Below are 16,366 nucleotides of genomic sequence, written 5' to 3'. Positions count from 1 at the left end.
CATATATAAAACGGAGTAGTTCGATGAAAAGCATTCAGGTACTCGAAATGGCGGTCGCCGTATTGCTCGTCGCGATGTCCATCGGTGCATGGTCCCAGCCCGGCCAGACGGCCAGCGCGCCGGCCACTGCGCCGGGCGCATCTGCAATGACGGCGTCCGGTGCCGCGGCGCCCGCAACCGGAAGGAAAGCGGATCGCGCGCTGCGTCGGAAGATTTATGCCGCTATGGGGGCGCACAAGGAGATCGACGCAGGAAACATCAGTGTGATCGCGAAAGGCGGCGCGGTGACGCTGAACGGCACGGTCGAGGACGCTTCGCAGATCGACAAGGTTGCGGAGATCGCGAAGGGCGTGCAGGGCGTGACTTCCGTAACCAACAAGCTGACGGTGAAGAAACCGTTCGGCGGCATGTAAGCGGCTTCTATGTAAACGTGGGCAACGGTCGCGGGTGTTCGTGTCGCTTGCGCGCGGATCGCTGGATGCACTGATCCGCGCGGGCCTCATGGCTATACCCGCGATCTTCTGTTTTCGGAAGCCCGAATGCCGCGCGGCTCGCAACGGGCCTTGACCTGGCGGTCTCGTCATCGGCACGCGCCGCGCCATCCGCGACCCGCGCTGCGAGCGCGAGCGCTAACCGCGCGCGGTGTCGCCTACTCGCCTTCGGGCATCTTGGACGAATGATGGCTGGTGATCAGCCATTTGGTCCCATTCCACTCATAGGTGAACGTATAGCGAGCCTTCACAATTGAGCCGTCCCCTAACTTGAACGAGTAGAGACCCGCATCGACCGCCGTGTTGCATTCGATCATGATCTCGCGGAAATCGATCGTGCCGACGGGTTTGTTCTCGAGAAAATGCCTGAAATAGTCGACCTTTTCCTCAACGGTCAAACGTGGCTTGTTGGAGACAGTCGGCAGCAGGATGGAGTGTGGCGCGTAGTTCGCTACGACCTTATCCGGATTGCCCGTCTTCAGCGAATCGTTCCAGCGATCGAAAAGTGCAGCGATCTGTTTCTTCGATGTGGAATGGCAGGTTTCAGTCTTCGCAAACGCGCTGCCATGGACGACGACCACCAGCACCGCAGCAAGTACGCACGGCCTCGATAGGCAGATTTTCATGATTCACCTCGCTGGAATCGAACAGGTTCGCGCCATACGCGAACCTGTTATTGGCTATCGCGATCGGGCACCTTGCTCCGGCCCGACCCTGGATCGAACGACTTCGTGGCCTCTGCTTTAGCTGCACCATCCGGTCCGGGATCACGCTCATAGACCGCATTCCCCCCGTCGCCTTCCAGACGAGAAACAGTCCCCCGCCGATCAGAATCAGATCGCGCCAGGCAAAGGCATGGCCGAAGAGCGATAACTCGTGCACCGTCAGTGAGCCAGCAATCGGGAAATCCGAGCACATGCCGCGCGAAGGCGTCGGGCGCGGTCTTCGAAAATATATGAAGCAGCCAGCGTCAGCAGCCCCGACATCACACCCGTTACGACCGCCTCGGCAAAAGGAAAACCATAGTGATTCGGGTGCGAATACGCGTCGCCTAACATAGTCAGGAAGCCGACTATCAGTGCATTGCCGTATCGCAGCGAATAGAGCCTCGCCAACGGCGTGAAAGTTAAAAGTACGGCGAGGATTCCCGTGAGCAGACCTGTTTGCAATGCAATCGTCCAGTGGGCAAGACTTAAGATATTGCCCCAGCTACCCGGCATGCAGGTCATGCACGCGCTGGTCGGCTGCCACAGACGCTGGATGAACAACCGGACGCGGCGCTTCCACTCGATTGACATCATGTTTCCCATCATGCTCTTGCCGAGGCCGACGCGACAGCGCGTTCCTCAAGGCTGTTTCGTGGCCTTTCCTTTGGTCTGTCCAGTATCCGCACCCCGACTACCGCGTCCTCGGCACCAAGGCGAAAGATCTGGTTATCCGACCAATGCCTGCCGGTTCGTGGATTCCAGGAAGTAATGCGCACACCATCGAATGCTACACCGCGATCGCGCAGATTGTGGCAGGCTGGAGTGGCCCCGTCCTTCCGGACACCACCTCGAACCAACGTCGTTGAATCGATCCGGATACGTCGGCTGGAAATCGACGCAGAATCGCATGCGCTTACATTACATGGCGAACCGGGAGAACGGAAATGGCCCGCGCACGAATAGCGGGACGACGAATCGTTTTGGTGCTCGTGCTCTGCATTGCCGCGACATTTCTGGCAGTGGGCGCGGCGCTGCTGTACGAGTTGTCAGTCGTCAGCCGCGCGGTGAGCGATTTCAGTCAGGACGAAAGGCATGAACAGGTGCGCATCGCCCATGGGCAGCTTACGCTCGACGAGCGCCTCAATCCGGCCTACCTGAAACGCTACGACCTGGACCCGACCCGATACACCGACAATCACGGCAATTTTTCTCCAACGGGCGCCGACTGGCGACAATGGAGCCTCCGAACCAAAGCGGCTGCGACCGTAATGTGGCTCGGTCACAATCCGCCCGGCATCTGGTGGACGCTGTTACAGATCAAATGTGTCGATCGCTTTCCCGAAGCCCATGCGGACACCGAGCCCATCGTCGACGTCGCCGACGCGTGTCTCGGCGCACCGCACTGATCGGCGCAATGGAAGATCAATAGCAATAGCATCAAGGGCATCGGAGTCCGCGCGATGAATATCCGGGCCACACCATAAACGGGTGCGCCCTTCGACCATCTGGTGTTCGTAATGCGTGTAGTGAATGGATGCCACGGGCGACCGGGCGTTACTCCGGCTGCTATGTCCGCGTCACTGTGTCGGGCGATCTTCCGACCATACGCTGGCGAGTGGCGCGCACCTTCACACCTGTGGTCCAGGCACCCGTGGGTTTGACCATTGTCTCTCAATCCCGTCAGCCGCTTTGCCGTTCTTCTTTTTTTGGTGCCGTTAATCAACAGTTCATCAGCGCCCTAATCAGCACGCACTTTCACATACCTGCCCGGTGCGGCCTCGATCGGCTTGTGCTTCGCGTTGCCGAGTGTCGTACGCGCTTTCACTTGCTCACCGGCATGCCGCTTGACCCACTCGATCCAGTGATTCCACCAGCTGCCCGGCTGTTTTTCCGCCGATGCGAGCCACTCGTCGGCGTTGCTGCCAGCCGCATCGTTCGTCCAATAGCTTCGCTTGTTCTTCGATGCCGGATTGATCACGCCCGCGATATGTCCGCTTGCGCCAAGCACGAACTCCGTTTCACCGCCGAGCAATTGCGTCGAGCGGTACGCGGATTTCCACGGAACGATGTGATCTTCTTCCGTCGCGAGCAGATAGCTCGGCATGTCGATGCGCCCAAGGTCGACAGGCGTGCCGCACATCGTGAGCTTGCCAGGCACGCGCAGATTGTTCTCCAGATACATGTTGCGCAGATACCAGCTATACATCGGCCCAGGCAGATTGGTCGTGTCCGCGTTCCAGTAGAGCAGATCGAATGCAGCCGGCGTTTTGCCCTTCAGGTAGTTGTTCACGACGTACGGCCAGATCAGATCGTTGGCGCGCAGCGTCTGGAAGACGAAGCCGAGTTCACGGCCGGGGTAGAGGCCGCCGCGTCCAATCGTCTGCTCGCGCATCGACACGCCCATCTCGTCGATGAACACGCCCAGATCGCCCGGCTCGCTGAAGTCGAGCAACGCCGTCAACAGCGTTACGCTCGCCACCGACTCGTCGCCGTTCGCGCGCATCACGGCGAGTGCTGACGACAGCATCGTGCCGCCGACACACCATCCCAATGCATTGACCTTGTCGGCGCGGCTGATCGTGCGCGAGACTTCGATCGCCTTCATCACGCCCTGTTCGAGATACGCGTCCCACTCCGTCTGCGCCATGTCCTGTTGCGGATTGCGCCAGGACACGAGAAAAACCGTGAGCCCCTGTTCGCACGCAAAGCGCACGAAGGAGTTCTCCGGCTGAAGATCGAGGATGTAGAACTTGTTGATGCACGGCGGCACGATCAGGAGCGGACGTCGCGCGACCGTCGGCGTGAGCGGCGCGTATTGGATCAACTGGAACAGATCGTTTTCATAGACCACCGACCCTTCCGATACTGCAACGCTGCGGCCTACTTCGAACGCGCTCTGATCGGTGATCGAAATCGTGCCTTGCTTCAGATCTTCGAGAAGATGCGTGAAGCCTGAAAGCAGACTCGATCCCTTCGATTCGACCGCTTGCCGGACGACCTCGGGGTTCATTGCGGCGAAGTTCGCGGGGCTGGCTAGGTCGATGAACTGACGCGCGAAAAAACGCAGCTTGTGCTTTTCTTTTTCATCGAGCGTGCTCGCCTCGACCAGTTCTTCGAGCATCCTCGCATTGAGCAGATAGCTCTGTTTCAGGAGGCTATACCAGACGTTGCTGGTCCAGTCTTCCGCATGAAAGCGCCGGTCGCCGCGCTCGGGCTCGGCCACTGGCTTCGGCCGCGCGCCGATCACGCTTGCAAATGCGCCGCTCCACAACTCCGTCTGCCGTTGCCAGTAGTTGGCGCTCGCCTGCATCACGATGTTGCGCGCACCCGATGAAACGGGATAGATGTCCTTGCCGTTGGCGTCGAGCACGGTCATGTCATGTGCGTTCGTGACGGGCAACGACTGCCAGAAATTGAATCCGGCCTTGAGCCAGCCCATCGCGAACTCGTCCGGCATGCTGAATGGCATTCTCATATCAGACCCGCTGTCATGCGTTGATTGCAGCGGATACCGCGCTATCTTTGGCGCGATCGCTGCGAGAAGTCGGCATGACGAGCGCGTCGCCTTCGATCACGACCTTGCGGCCAACCGTGCAAACCGTGGACAGCACGACGCGGCGCTTTTCGTGCAGCAGTTCCTTGATGGTCACCTCGGCCTGGACCGTATCGCCAGGACGAACGGGCGCCTTGAAGCGCAGGTTTTGCCCCAGGTAGATCGTGCCTGGGCCGGGCAGGCGGCCCGCGATCGTCGCGGAGATGATGCTCGCCGTCAGCATGCCGTGCGCAATGCGCCCTTTGAAGGGCGTCGTTTGCGCGAACTGCTCGTTGATGTGCATTGCGTTGATGTCGCCAGATGCGCCAGCGAACATCAGAATGTCCGCTTCCGTGATGGTCTTGGCGAAGCTCGCGCTCATGCCCGGTTGCAGGTCTTCGAAGTCGTATCCGTTAAGCTCGTTCATGGTTCTTCCGTTTGCTGGGTTGGCGCAAAGCCGCGTCAATAGTCGTGCTACGCCATGGACATGTATTGGCCGCAGGTTCGGCCTATACGTCAGGCTGAATCGTACTGTCAGGACGCTTTCGTACACTGTCCAAAGCTGCCGATGTAGTGACAAAGCATGCCATCCTGGTCTTTGCGGCAGCAGAGGATATGCGGGCACCGCGAGCCGCCGTTGGTTGCAAGACCACTCAGCGATACGCGCATCCTTCATTGGATCGCCTTGGCGTTGAGGGCCATTTCACGTGCGTTATGGGGGTATGCGTCGCACGGATCAGCGCGTTCGGGACGCGTGCAATGCGCCTGAACCAGATGATTTGGCGCACGGATATGAAGCTTCTAAAAAGCAACTCAGCGTGGTCAAAACTGAAATCCACTGGTGCAGTTCTGAAACGACTGGAAATCCGCGGCGTCAGCGAAAGTCTTTTTAAATCAGAGATCGAACGGGATTTCCATTGAAGTGGCCTGGTACTTGCTCAGATGACCGTTGGCATCAATTGACAGCAACGGACATCAAATCACTATCGGGAGTTAACGATGAGCCTCGAACTGGGAAGTACGGAGAACGCGGATCTGGAGCGCAGCAAACAACAGCATGACGATGAAGAGGGCGGACATGGTGCGCCGACGCATTCGCGTGCGAACTGGGCGTGGACGGGTGCAACGGAACACTATGACTGGATGGATTCGTACGGTCCATTCGCCACCCTCGACTGAGAACCGTCCCTCGCGATTGATTCGCGAAACACCGTTTACCGAGTAAGGAAGAAATTTCGACGGGCGGCCGCGACGGACACCTGTTCCGCGTCAACCGGATTCTCGTGCGGTCGCAATGCCTTCAAGCGCAATAATCCTCGTCGTCGCACAGCGTTCACGGATCGCCTTGAGACGGGCGTACTCGGGCGATTCATACCAGGCCATTAACGAAACCATATCCGGGAACTCGACGATGACAAGACGATGCGGCTGCCAATCGCCTTCGAGAACTTTGGTTGTTCCTCCACGGCCGAGGTATTTCCCGCCGTAGCGGGCCTCAGTAGCGGGTACATCTCCGTTTGTATTCTTCAAAACGTGAGGGGTCTGTCACATCGACATCGCCGATCAGGTATGCAATCATGGTGCGATCCCTTTTGCGGTGTTGTCGCGTCGTCCACATAGCAAGTTGTGGACGCCCTGCGCTCGTCGATGGGCGCCCGTTCGAAGTTGCCGTCGTGTCGCGCGAGCGGCGCTTCGTCGGATACGACAAGCGATCGGCAATAGGACCCGGTCAGTGGTCAAGATAGGTTGGCTTCACGCATGTTGCAAATGAATAACATCTCGGACCTGCAAGCAGCTATGCCGTGCATATTTAGTAGCGCAAATAAAACAGTGCTATTTGACTAATGCACGAATACAACCGTGCATGTCACGCACGATCGAATTTTCGATAGCGGGTGGACTGCGAGGTCAATTTGTACATTGGCAGTGTGCGTTATCAGGCGAAGGTTATTGAATTAAAGCAAGGCGGCGGGTGTGGACTATTACGCGTATATGGACCCAACGCCTATCTAGAAGCCGACGCCCACGCCTACGCCCACGCCACCACCGAAGCTGCCACCTCCGACGCCGACGCCAATGCTGGGACCTGGCGCGTAATAGCCCGGACCGTATCCGTAAGCCGGGTAGCCGTTGTACGGCTGGGCCGCAACACATCCAGCGACGCCGGCCGCTAAAACCAGTATGCCGAAAAGCCTGATCATGATCGCCCTCCGCGCAGCGATTGCATAGTAAGAATTTTAGTCTTCACGGCCGGACGGGATCAGCGTGTCCCTTGTCGGAGGCTTGCGTTGCGCTCTTCGCCCGCAACGGGACAGCGAAATGTATCGGTGGCCGACACGCCACGCCATTGCTATCTGGTTGATCATCAAGAAAGCAATACACGCCCGTTGGCGTCTATCTGGTAACCGTTACCTGAAGGGCAGCTTCTTGTTCTCTTCGCGTGGCTGCGGTATCTTCAGGCCGCGCCATGCCGGCGAAAAACTGACCTGAAGCCGACGGACCACCGGTGCAAAGCTCGGCAGCGAATACCGCTTCCTTGCCGGTCATCTCAACTCGAAGATCTGGCAGATGCCGCCACCTTTTTGTCTGGCGCTGTTCTTAACCGCGGACTATAACGGTCATACAACGCGATCGGCTGGCTGCAAAGCAGGTGAACCCGGTGGGAGAGCGTGATGAGAGATGCAGATCAGGATTCCGTCCTTATTCCACGAGTTACGAGGACATTGCGATCATCGACGATCGTCGCAACGATTGCAGTTGTACTCACTGGATGCGGAGGCGCCGGCAGTGATGGTGCAGCCAGCCCGGCAGTCGCCAACAACGCCGTTATCAGCTCCGCCGATGCGGCTGTCAAACACTCCACCGCGCAGGCTGGGGCGGCTAATCGTGAAGTCGTTCCGCGCCATATACGCTTTGACGGGAAAACCTACAGTCAGTGGGTGGTCTCCTTTTGGCAGTGGGTGAACTCGATAGACAACGGCCCTTTTTTTCCAAACCCGCTAATCAACTGTACCCGCCCTATCTCGTCGGGGCAAAGCGGTAAGGTCTGGTACTGGGCGACGCCCAGTTCCTACTTTCATGCGCTCAGCGTCCCCAATACGCCGCAGACTTGTGACCAGTCCGCGAACGTTATTCCTGCGGGCACGTCCCTCTTGCTGGCAACGCTAGATACTTTTTCGTCGACGTTGCTGCCCCCTGGCACCTACACTCCAACCACCGCGGCGGGAGAACGGGTCATTGCCAACCGCTTCGCCGATCGAATTCAGGACTTGTTCGTCACGATCGACAATGTACCCGTCACCGACGTTACGGCGTATCGCGTCGCTACCGACCAGTTCACATTTTCGACACCGCTTCGCTGGGTTTTTGGATCACCGGGACATATATACGGAACCGGCACGGCCGCAGCTGACGGCTACTACCTGCTTCTGAAGCCGCTGCCAACAGGCTCACACACGATTCACTATGGCGGCAGGTTCCACTATCTAACGGGCGACTTCGGGCCAGGAGAGCCGCCGCCGGATTATGTCGTCGACATGACACTCCTGATTACAGTGGGGCCTTAGCTATCCGATACGTTCTTCGCAGGCGTTAACCCTTTATCGCCGGCTCGGAGAGATGGAAAGGTTCGTCGACGCCGCGCCCTCCTGGTGCCGCTTCAAAAAGAAAAGGTTGGCACGGGTGACAGTAAAGCACTGAAGCATGGGTTATCCAAGGGCGGGCAGCGGGATGACGCTGCCCGGCGGTGGTCGACCCGCACAACGATATGGTTTGACTTTTTTCGTTCGGATTCCAGAAATTGAGGGAAGTGGATTCGCCGCTCGTTGTTGCGGCGGACAGAACATCTATGTGAAGCGCTGCGGTGATCCTTATTTACAACGCGTCGTGTAAAAAAAGCCGTGAATGTTTGCAGAGTGCAAAGAGCAAAAACTACCGGGTGCATGGCGCGATATTACGCGAGAGATGTCGTCTACCGACTGAAGCGGCACGAAGAACGCGTCGAAGGTCCGAATACGGGATCACGATCGCCCGGCCGTTTCCGGGTCGTTACCTCGGAGGGCGGGCGATGCAGACGTGTCCCCACCAAAGCGTCCCACATGATCCGCGGGTTGAACGCATGCGAAGCCTCCACCGTCAGAAAACGACGCGCGCGAATGCAGTCGCCGATCGCGGGAGCCTCGACTACGCCATGCCGACGATTTTTGCAACCGGAATAATGATGTTCTTGCAGACGGTCAGAAGGCCGAATGACTGCACACTACTGTGATTATGATGCGGGCGCAGATGCTGCATGATGGCGACATGCTGGCCGTACAGATAACCCGCATGCCACTGTTCCTCGTCCGACTTCCGTTCACTGGCGATGTATGGGCACTCGCGTGCCCGGCCAGCAAAGCCTGCTTCGTAGCCCTCGCTGAAGCTACGGTCATAGAGCTTCGCCTCGGTCACTCGTCCTCTCCGTAAAAACCTGAACGCCTCACCAGCCTGCTCGAGAACGACATTCGAACGACATTCGCGATTCCATCGAGCGCGTCGTGCTCAACGAGTGGGCGTCGCTCATCGCGTGTCGCGAACGCACGGCTTTTCTCGCACACAAGTGGCTCATTCCAACGAGCATTGCTCGTTCCTGGTACGCGGGGTCCCGTCGAAGCTCTCGCGCAAGCATCGTGCGCTAACGACGATGAAGGCCGGCGACGGCGCCGCTCATCATCTGCATCGGTTTTCCGGCGCAGACGTCCGGTCGAGGCAATGGCGCGTGCGAGCGGTGATGCACCGGATCGCGAAGGATGCAATCAAGCGCGTGAATGTCGTGCAGAGACTCACCAAGTCGCATCTCGTGCAACGCAAGATGAGAGCAGAGGAAGCCTCAGACGGACGTTCGTGGCCAAGGCGTGACCGGCTTTCGTGCACTGCGTGTGATCGTAACGGCGTGCTACGCCGCGACGCCTCGACTCTGGGCGAGAGATGTCGCTGTTCCCGTGAGCGAATCGGCAAGTTCGATAACATTCGTCGCGAAGAGCGTGGGCGTCCAGCGACGGACCGTGGAAACGGCGTTCTGTGAGAATCGCTCCCGCAACGCGTCGTCCGTAGCCAGTCGTACAAGCCGGTCTGCCAGCGCTGCAGCATCCCCCGGCTCGACGACGAAGCCGTTGATACCGTCAAGCACCAACTCGTTTGCGACGCCGCAAGTCCTGGTGACGATGGCAGGCTTGGCTGCGGCGAACGCCTCGCTGACGCAAAGGCCCCATTGGTCGTAAGCACTCGGCAGCACGGCGAATTCGGCAAGTGAATAAAGGGCCGGCATCTCGCAATACGGGACGGAACCGAGAATCTGTATGTGCCTGCTCATGCCCAGTCGATCGATTGTTTTGCGCACTTCCTGGGCGCATGGCCCCTGTCCCACCAGCAGCAGGGACACTCCCGCCGCATATACCTGGGACCGGCAGAATGCATCGATCAACACATCGACGTTCTTGCGCTTGATGAACCGGCTGACGCAGATGACGTAGCGCGTGCGAAGGCCGAAGTTGCAACGAATCGTGGACGCGCTCGTAAGGGCTACGCGTGAAGCCGCCGAAAAATACTCGACGTCGATTACGTCGAAGCCGATTCTGGATCTACTCATCGGAATGCCCAGCGATCGGGCGTAAGCGCGGTGTTTTTCACCGGCGACCAGCGCTCCATCGAAGCCGGAGACCAACACTCGCTTCAGGCGCTCCTTGAGCGTGTATCGCGTGCCGTCATCGGCTTTCGAGTCCGACATATAGATCAGCGTAAAGCGTTTTCCAAGGAATTTCAGTAACCGCAGGAATAGGGAATAGTAAGTGTTATAGCCAAGCGTCACGACGACATCGGGCCTGCATCGACGCAGCGCCTTGAGCAATCCGCGACCGATACGCCACCAATGAAGATCTGCCTCGCCGGCATCTTCGACCAACGTTGTAACGTCTGACGGCGAGCCCTGGAAGAATGCGATGCGACCCTCCTGCGGAAAGCCATAAACGCCAGATCTTCCGAATACCTCGACAAGCGCGACCTTGTCTCCGCGAGTGGCAGCAAGTTTTGCGAGCGCTTCATACCGCGGGACGTGGTAGTCGCTCAGATTGCCGATGACGAAAAGCAAACGCATTGGAACGAGTCAAGCTCAATTGAACGATAGGGGCGTCGAAAGTGACGCAACGTACACGGTGCAGCAGGAATCCTGCCTGGGCGCGTGCCGCCGGCAGGGTAGCGAATGCGCGCGAGCGCGCGGCTGATCGCGCATTCTGAACGGGTGCGCTGGCGGAATCGAAGATCGGAAATGGGCGAACGACACGCCAGCGGCGTTCAGGCGCCGACATGCGCGCGGAACCCGATGCGGAGAGCGAGCGCGAGCTGGTGAAGGGGGCCACGTCGGGCGTTGGTCAGCGCCGAGCCCATAGATGGCATTGCTGTCTGATACATCGAGAGAGCTTCATGATTTTTCGCGAGTATATTGCGCAACGTGTGGCCGGCACGAGGCCTCGAAGTCCTTGGCACCTGGACACGAAAAGAAGGGAACGCCGCGACCGAATCGGGTCGTGCCCAACGCAAGCACCCTTTCCCCGACTGGAGAAAAGATCCGCGTCCCACGTTCACAACGTCGAGAAACCGATCAGCCAACGGAGCATGCCCCGTCGGGCGACAAAGTTAATGCGGTCGCGTTCATGCCTGTACGCTCGTGCGTGCTGTCGCTCGTCCTGCGAAAGCGTGTGGCCGAGAGACGAACATGCCTGTCCGATGACAGGCTCGTCCAGTACCCATACATGCACGGCTTTGTCCTGCAAAAAGAGTGGGCCCGGATCACGCAGCGAAAAGGCCCCCGCATTTCCTGCGATTCGCGCTGTAACGACATCGTGCTGCATGCGAAAACCCCCGCCGCGTCATGCGTTCGCCAGGGCCCGGTCCAGCACCGCCGCGACGGCCTGCAGGTTCGGCTCGACCAGCATGTCGTCATGGCTGCCGGATACCTCTGCAATCGTCAGGCCGCCGCGCGCGACACGCTGCCACAAGCACATCGGATCGCCATGCTCGTCCAGCCGGGTCGTTGCGCGCACATACAAAATCGGTCCGGCGTTGTAAGGCGGCGGCCGGTAGCGGGTCATCGCCAGTACCAGCGTTTCGCGCACCTGTCGGAGCGCGGGCGGAAACGCCGCGGTCGTCGCGTCTGCCCGCAGCCTCATGTGGCCGAGGCGCATTTGCACGTGATCGGCGCCAACGATGAGCCGATCGGCCACGTAACCGGCCATGCGCGATGCCGGCACCGTACGCAGCTTGCGCCACTGGCCATGTATCCGGCCATACCAATGGTGCATCCGTGCGTTCCACGGCAGCCAGCGCTCGTACACGTAGGGATCGAGCAGGCACAGCAGGCCGACCTGTTCGCCAGCGCGCTCCAGCTGTTGCGCGATCTCGAACGCGATCAGCCCGCCGAGCGAATAGCCCGTCACCGAATACGGCCCGTTCGGCTGCACGGCGCGCATCTCGTCGATGTAGCAGGCAGCCATTTCCTCGACGTGCCGCTGTGTCGGCTGCTCTCCATCCAGGCCGCGTGCCTGCAATGCAAAGACCGGGCGCGGGCTGCGCAGTGCGTGGACCAGCGCCCAGCATTCCATCGCCGAGCCGCTCAGGCCGTGCACGAGGAACAGCGGCGTTCCCGTCCCGGCGCGCATGGGCACCAGAATCGGCGACGACGGCAACGATGTGCGATCCTCGATGATCCCGGCAAGGCGCGAGATCGTCGGCGCGATCACCAGCGTCGCGAGTGGCATCGTGTAGCCCGTCGACTGACGTACTTCGGCGAGCAGCCTTGCCCCGAGAAGCGAATTGCCACCCAGTTCGAAGAAATTGTCATCGCGACCGATCGGCGCAAAGTCGAACAGCTTCTCCCACAGTGCCTGCAAATGTCGTTCGAGTTGTTCGCGCGTTTCGCCGGCTGGCGGAAGCTGTTGAGTCGCGAGCTTGAGCGCCGGATGTTCCCGGATCGCGTCGAGGCATTCGGGATTGCGCAGCGCCGTGACATTGGTGGTCGGCAAGCCGTTGATCGCATCACGCGCGGATCGTTCGGATAGCTTGCCGTTGTGTGTGACGGGCAATGAATCGACTGCGATGATCCGATCTGGAACGTGCGCGGGCGACGCGCGCTGCGCGAGATCGCGACGTATCCGGGCGACCAGCGTGCCCGTCAGCGCAGCGCCATCCTGCAGAACCAGCAGCAGTACGATGCGCGGGTCAGGCGTTTGATCGCATGCGTGATCCGCGGGGCCGCCGCTTTGCCGTTGTTCGACGACCATCGCTTCGCGAATTTCGCGGATATCGTTCAGCACGCGATAGATCTCGGCTGGCGCGATCTTGATCCCGCGCACATTCAGGATTCCGTCGGAACGTCCATGCAGGCGGGCCGTGCCTTCCGGCGAAAATTCGATCAGATCGCCGTGCGTCCACACACCCGGGTTACGGGAAAAATAGGCCGCATGAAAGGCCGCGCCGTCGATGTCGCCATAAAACCCGAGCGGACGTGACGGAAACGGGTTGGTGCAAACGAGTTCGCCGATTCCGGTCGTGGGTGCTCCCTGATCCCACGCCTGAACGTCGAGCGCCAGACTCTTGCACTGCGCTTCCCCTGCATAGACGGGCAAGTCAGGATGTCCAAGCACGAAGCAGCCGAGGATATCGGTGCCGCCCGAGATCGACTGGAGCGGCAACGGCTTCACGCGATCGCGTACCCAGTCGAACTGCGTGTCGTACAGCACCGCGCCCGTCGACATCATCACGCGAAGTGCCCCGAGATCGAACTGATGGCCTGGCTCCAGGCCCGCGTCCTCGCACATCCTCAGATAAGCGGGGCTCGTGCCGAACACGGTGACACGCTCATCGGCGACGAGACGCCACAACACATCGATCGTGGAGATCGGGCCGTCATAGGTCACGATTTCGACGCCGGATGCAAGCGCCGACAACTGCCAGTTCCACATCATCCATGCGCACGTGGTGTGGAAGTACATCCGGTCGCCAGGCCGCAGATCGCAGTGCAGCCGATGCTCCTTCAGATGCTCGAGCAGACTGCCGCCGGCGCCGTGCACGATGCACTTCGGCCTGCCCGTCGTGCCCGATGAGAACATGATGAAAAGCGGATGATTAAACGGGAAGCGCGGCCACTCGAAGCGCGCCGCGTCGCCACCGTCGATCAGCTCGCCCAGCGAATAGACACGCTGCCTGATGGCGCCCGGCAAGTCGTTTCCGTCATCGAGACAGACGAGGCCCTGCAGCGACGGTAGCGCATCCGTCAACATGCCGACTTTTTCCGCCACTGGCATGCCCGTGTCGAAATCGCGCGCCGCGGTGTGCGCGAACAGTAGCCGGGGCGAGAGCGGCGTGAAGCGATCGAGGATGGCCTCGACGCCCATTTCGGGCGCTGCGGACGAAAACGTTGCGCCGAGCGCGGCAACGGCCAGCGCGGCAACCGCTGCGTCAGCATCGTTGCGCATGACGGCGGCCACGCGGTCGCCATCGCGCAGCCCCAGTTTCGAAAGCGCGTGTGCAAGACGCGCCACGCGCTCGCGCAGTTCGCCGCGAGTCAGGCGCACACGCTTTCCATCCGCGTGACATGCGGTGATCGCGGGTGCCGTGGCCGGCGCCACCGACAGGTTAAGCAGATTGGCGGCGTAGTTGAGCTGGATCCCGGGAAAGAAGCACGCATGCTCGCACGCGTCGCCGACGCAAACCGGCTCGATGCTGCCGGACACCTCGAGCCCTTGCGACCACTCGACGAAGCATCGCCAGAAAGTGCGAAAGTCTCGCACGGAGAGATTGTGTAACGACTGGTAGTTATTGAGTACTTTGCCAGTGTGCGTCTGTAGGATTGCGGTAAATGCGCTCAGTTGCGATGTTGTCAGTTGCCCGGACGTGTCGTTATAAACTGGAATTCGTCCCGTGGTGACGCGTGAGCACTGCAGCGCGTCGGACAGATGGAAACGGTCCATTGATAGCTCCATCAATGTATTTTTTCTTATCAAACAGACTTCGTCGAACGGGCGCACATGCACCGGTTTCGTTATTCCACGCAGAGGAAGCCGTCGTGACTGCATTGCCTGCTGCATTGCCCGTTTTTTCGCGCGGTGTGTACCGGTGCTACGAACACCGCATTTGTTGTGCCCGCGCGATGGCTTGTTGTCTTTAGAACGCCACATCAAATCAATCGCATGGCGACACGCGTCGCACATGAAGTCGTCTGTTATTGCGCGACAGGATCGGCGTTTATATCGCGTCAAGGCGCGAAGCGATCTTCGATTTTATTTCGCATGTCCAGGAGAATTAACTAATTGGACGTCCTTATGATGTATTCGGCTATTACGGATATAAAGGGATCAAACTGCATTTATATTAATAATAGAAAAGGGAGTGCTATTCCATGAAAAAATATCCAGACCGATGAGAGACGTGTCTTTTCCAAGGGGCCTTGAGGCAGATCGCCCCCACAGGCAGGGAATGTAGAAAATGGAAGAACGATTTCACCGCTCATCATCGAGATCAGTCCTTTTCTGCAGTGGAGCGGGTTAACGCTACCCGCATGAAGCGCTTATAATTCCTCTGCCTTAGAAATCTTCCGTAACTAATGCCGGATGTGCGGTAAAGCTGTCGTCCTAGCGTAATAGGTACCGAAGAGGCATTGCGTGTAGCCAGAAGTCTTTTCGCCTCGACAAAAGCGGGAATGAGCGGGGTCTCGAGATTTCTGGTTGTCAATTCCTGCGCCGGGTTTCTTAACCTCAGAATCCGGACGCACGGATCCTGGCTGTTCAGTTGCAGGATTGCGTTGCAGCGTCTTCGAACCGTTGCGGTTCGCTGACGGCGTCGTGTTGCCGATGGAAAGGCGAAAGACGTTACTGATCTGTCTGTCATCCCTATGCGTTTGCCGACTGCGATGCGCGCAGTAGACGGTGTCCGTCGTGACTGTCATCAGACTCGCGTCATACACCAGGTCGTCGTAGCTGCCATCACCTCATCGGTGCGTGTTTCATCGCGCGTAGGGCGGATCGATGGCACGCGCCGACAGTCGGCTGTAGTTCGCGCAGGCGGTGCGTAAGCGAGTGCTGTTCGCTGCGAGGAATGATGCTTCGAAAGCATCTGATTCAGGCTAACAGTAAGGAATGCGTAATAGTCGGCGGAGGCGACGACGGGTGGAGGTTTGCCGGTCTGGGCGTTTTGCGCCCTCGTGCGAACGCGGGTAGATGCAGCCGAGCGAAGCGGCTCGGGCGATGGACACAGGCTGGTGCGTCCTCCGGTTCACTTCTTCAATTTGATAACGCCAAGGCGGGAGACGAATCCAATCGATCTTGCTAGACCTTCGGCGAAACTACTTCAACGAGACATACGGACAATGATGAGATATTGGAAACTAGTGGGGGTTGCATCAGCAACTGTGTTGGCATCGCTTGGCGCGGAACACGCGCAGGCTCAAGCCGCCGGCAGCTCGACACTCTCGTGCAGCAATGCAACGCAACAGGCGGGCGGCACGCCGAACGGCCTGATCACGGCCGACACGCCGACCAGCGACGGCCTGCGCGTATTCCAGAACAACACGCCGTTCAAGCTCGCGATCACGACGAACGCGCCGAACG

General features: G+C 59.2%; 15 protein-coding genes and 1 pseudogene. 6 read left to right on the top strand and 10 right to left on the bottom strand.

The window, feature by feature from the left end; translation table 11 throughout:
- Positions 1-23: 23 nt before the first annotated feature.
- Positions 24-413 (top strand): BON domain-containing protein, encoded by a 390-nt coding sequence (locus AB4Y32_RS35355; protein WP_087736190.1) that lies wholly within the window; start codon positions 24-26, stop codon positions 411-413.
- A gap of 236 nt (positions 414-649) precedes the next feature.
- Here AB4Y32_RS35355 and AB4Y32_RS35350 read toward each other — a convergent pair whose 3' ends face one another.
- From AB4Y32_RS35350 to AB4Y32_RS35335, 3 genes and pseudogenes are all read right to left on the bottom strand, one after another.
- Positions 650-1,117 (bottom strand): nuclear transport factor 2 family protein, encoded by a 468-nt coding sequence (locus tag AB4Y32_RS35350; protein WP_368725739.1) that lies wholly within the window; start codon positions 1,115-1,117, stop codon positions 650-652.
- Between the two features lie 166 nt (positions 1,118-1,283).
- Positions 1,284-1,361: pseudogene (locus AB4Y32_RS35340) on the bottom strand (TerC family protein); the annotation flags it as partial.
- A gap of 14 nt (positions 1,362-1,375) precedes the next feature.
- On the bottom strand, positions 1,376-1,789 hold the full coding sequence (locus tag AB4Y32_RS35335) for a hypothetical protein (protein ID WP_368725771.1): 414 nt from the start codon (positions 1,787-1,789) through the stop codon (positions 1,376-1,378).
- 353 nt (positions 1,790-2,142) lie between these two features.
- Between AB4Y32_RS35335 and AB4Y32_RS35330 the strand changes: the two genes are divergently transcribed.
- Positions 2,143-2,604, top strand: coding sequence for a hypothetical protein (locus tag AB4Y32_RS35330; protein ID WP_368725738.1), 462 nt, complete (start codon positions 2,143-2,145; stop codon positions 2,602-2,604).
- Between the two features lie 332 nt (positions 2,605-2,936).
- Here AB4Y32_RS35330 and AB4Y32_RS35325 read toward each other — a convergent pair whose 3' ends face one another.
- A complete protein-coding gene (locus AB4Y32_RS35325) occupies positions 2,937-4,673 on the bottom strand; it encodes a PHA/PHB synthase family protein (protein ID WP_368725737.1) in 1,737 nt (578 codons plus the stop codon).
- 13 nt (positions 4,674-4,686) lie between these two features.
- The gene (locus AB4Y32_RS35320; RefSeq protein ID WP_368725736.1) at positions 4,687-5,157 is read right to left on the bottom strand and encodes a MaoC family dehydratase; all 471 of its coding nucleotides are present in this window, start codon (positions 5,155-5,157) and stop codon (positions 4,687-4,689) included.
- A gap of 146 nt (positions 5,158-5,303) precedes the next feature.
- Between AB4Y32_RS35320 and AB4Y32_RS35315 the strand changes: the two genes are divergently transcribed.
- On the top strand, positions 5,304-5,651 hold the full coding sequence (locus AB4Y32_RS35315) for a hypothetical protein (protein ID WP_368725735.1): 348 nt from the start codon (positions 5,304-5,306) through the stop codon (positions 5,649-5,651).
- 78 nt (positions 5,652-5,729) lie between these two features.
- Positions 5,730-5,909, top strand: coding sequence for a hypothetical protein (locus AB4Y32_RS35310; protein ID WP_368725734.1), 180 nt, complete (start codon positions 5,730-5,732; stop codon positions 5,907-5,909).
- Between the two features lie 90 nt (positions 5,910-5,999).
- On the opposite strand, the gene AB4Y32_RS35305 is transcribed toward AB4Y32_RS35310, so the two are convergent.
- Both AB4Y32_RS35305 and AB4Y32_RS35300 read right to left on the bottom strand, forming a co-directional pair.
- Entirely contained in the window at positions 6,000-6,260 is a 261-nt protein-coding gene (locus tag AB4Y32_RS35305) for a DUF1330 domain-containing protein (RefSeq protein ID WP_368725733.1), read from the bottom strand.
- 479 nt (positions 6,261-6,739) lie between these two features.
- Positions 6,740-6,931, bottom strand: a complete 192-nt coding sequence (locus tag AB4Y32_RS35300; RefSeq protein WP_368725732.1) for a hypothetical protein — start codon at positions 6,929-6,931, stop codon at positions 6,740-6,742.
- Between the two features lie 471 nt (positions 6,932-7,402).
- Here AB4Y32_RS35300 and AB4Y32_RS35295 point away from each other — a divergent pair, with 471 nt between their 5' ends.
- Positions 7,403-8,296 carry a hypothetical protein gene (locus tag AB4Y32_RS35295; RefSeq protein WP_368725731.1) on the top strand — a complete coding sequence of 298 codons (894 nt, stop codon included), beginning with the start codon at positions 7,403-7,405 and terminating at the stop codon, positions 8,294-8,296.
- A gap of 616 nt (positions 8,297-8,912) precedes the next feature.
- Here AB4Y32_RS35295 and AB4Y32_RS35290 read toward each other — a convergent pair.
- The 3 genes from AB4Y32_RS35290 to AB4Y32_RS35280 form a co-directional block, all read right to left on the bottom strand.
- A complete protein-coding gene (locus AB4Y32_RS35290) occupies positions 8,913-9,179 on the bottom strand; it encodes a hypothetical protein (protein WP_368725730.1) in 267 nt (88 codons plus the stop codon).
- Positions 9,180-9,663: 484 nt separating this feature from the next.
- Complete coding sequence (locus AB4Y32_RS35285; protein WP_368725729.1) at positions 9,664-10,860, bottom strand: glycosyltransferase family 4 protein; 1,197 nt, start codon at positions 10,858-10,860, stop codon at positions 9,664-9,666.
- A gap of 772 nt (positions 10,861-11,632) precedes the next feature.
- Entirely contained in the window at positions 11,633-14,731 is a 3,099-nt protein-coding gene (locus AB4Y32_RS35280; RefSeq protein WP_368725728.1) for an acetoacetate--CoA ligase, read from the bottom strand.
- Positions 14,732-16,170: 1,439 nt separating this feature from the next.
- On the opposite strand from AB4Y32_RS35280, the gene AB4Y32_RS35275 reads away from it, so the two are divergent.
- Positions 16,171-16,366, top strand: a 196-nt coding sequence (locus AB4Y32_RS35275) for a hypothetical protein (RefSeq protein WP_439899880.1), incomplete at its 3' end; no start/stop codon positions are given.

It is taken from the genome of Paraburkholderia phymatum (genome assembly GCF_040965635.1).
GTDB classification, from domain to species: domain Bacteria; phylum Pseudomonadota; class Gammaproteobacteria; order Burkholderiales; family Burkholderiaceae; genus Paraburkholderia; species Paraburkholderia phymatum_B.
This window is presented reverse-complemented; position numbering and strand designations above follow the sequence as displayed.

Bases quoted from the DNA above. Each gene is read 5' to 3' on its own strand.
- AB4Y32_RS35355 (WP_087736190.1), top strand. From the start codon at position 24: ATGAAAAGCATTCAGGTACTCGAAATGGCGGTCGCCGTATTGCTCGTC.
- AB4Y32_RS35350 (WP_368725739.1), bottom strand. From the start codon at position 1,117: ATGAAAATCTGCCTATCGAGGCCGTGCGTACTTGCTGCGGTGCTGGTG.
- AB4Y32_RS35335 (WP_368725771.1), bottom strand. From the start codon at position 1,789: ATGTCAATCGAGTGGAAGCGCCGCGTCCGGTTGTTCATCCAGCGTCTG.
- AB4Y32_RS35330 (WP_368725738.1), top strand. From the start codon at position 2,143: ATGGCCCGCGCACGAATAGCGGGACGACGAATCGTTTTGGTGCTCGTG.
- AB4Y32_RS35325 (WP_368725737.1), bottom strand. From the start codon at position 4,673: ATGAGAATGCCATTCAGCATGCCGGACGAGTTCGCGATGGGCTGGCTC.
- AB4Y32_RS35320 (WP_368725736.1), bottom strand. From the start codon at position 5,157: ATGAACGAGCTTAACGGATACGACTTCGAAGACCTGCAACCGGGCATG.
- AB4Y32_RS35310 (WP_368725734.1), top strand. From the start codon at position 5,730: ATGAGCCTCGAACTGGGAAGTACGGAGAACGCGGATCTGGAGCGCAGC.
- AB4Y32_RS35300 (WP_368725732.1), bottom strand. From the start codon at position 6,931: ATGATCAGGCTTTTCGGCATACTGGTTTTAGCGGCCGGCGTCGCTGGA.
- AB4Y32_RS35295 (WP_368725731.1), top strand. From the start codon at position 7,403: ATGAGAGATGCAGATCAGGATTCCGTCCTTATTCCACGAGTTACGAGG.
- AB4Y32_RS35285 (WP_368725729.1), bottom strand. From the start codon at position 10,860: ATGCGTTTGCTTTTCGTCATCGGCAATCTGAGCGACTACCACGTCCCG.
- AB4Y32_RS35280 (WP_368725728.1), bottom strand. From the start codon at position 14,731: ATGGACCGTTTCCATCTGTCCGACGCGCTGCAGTGCTCACGCGTCACC.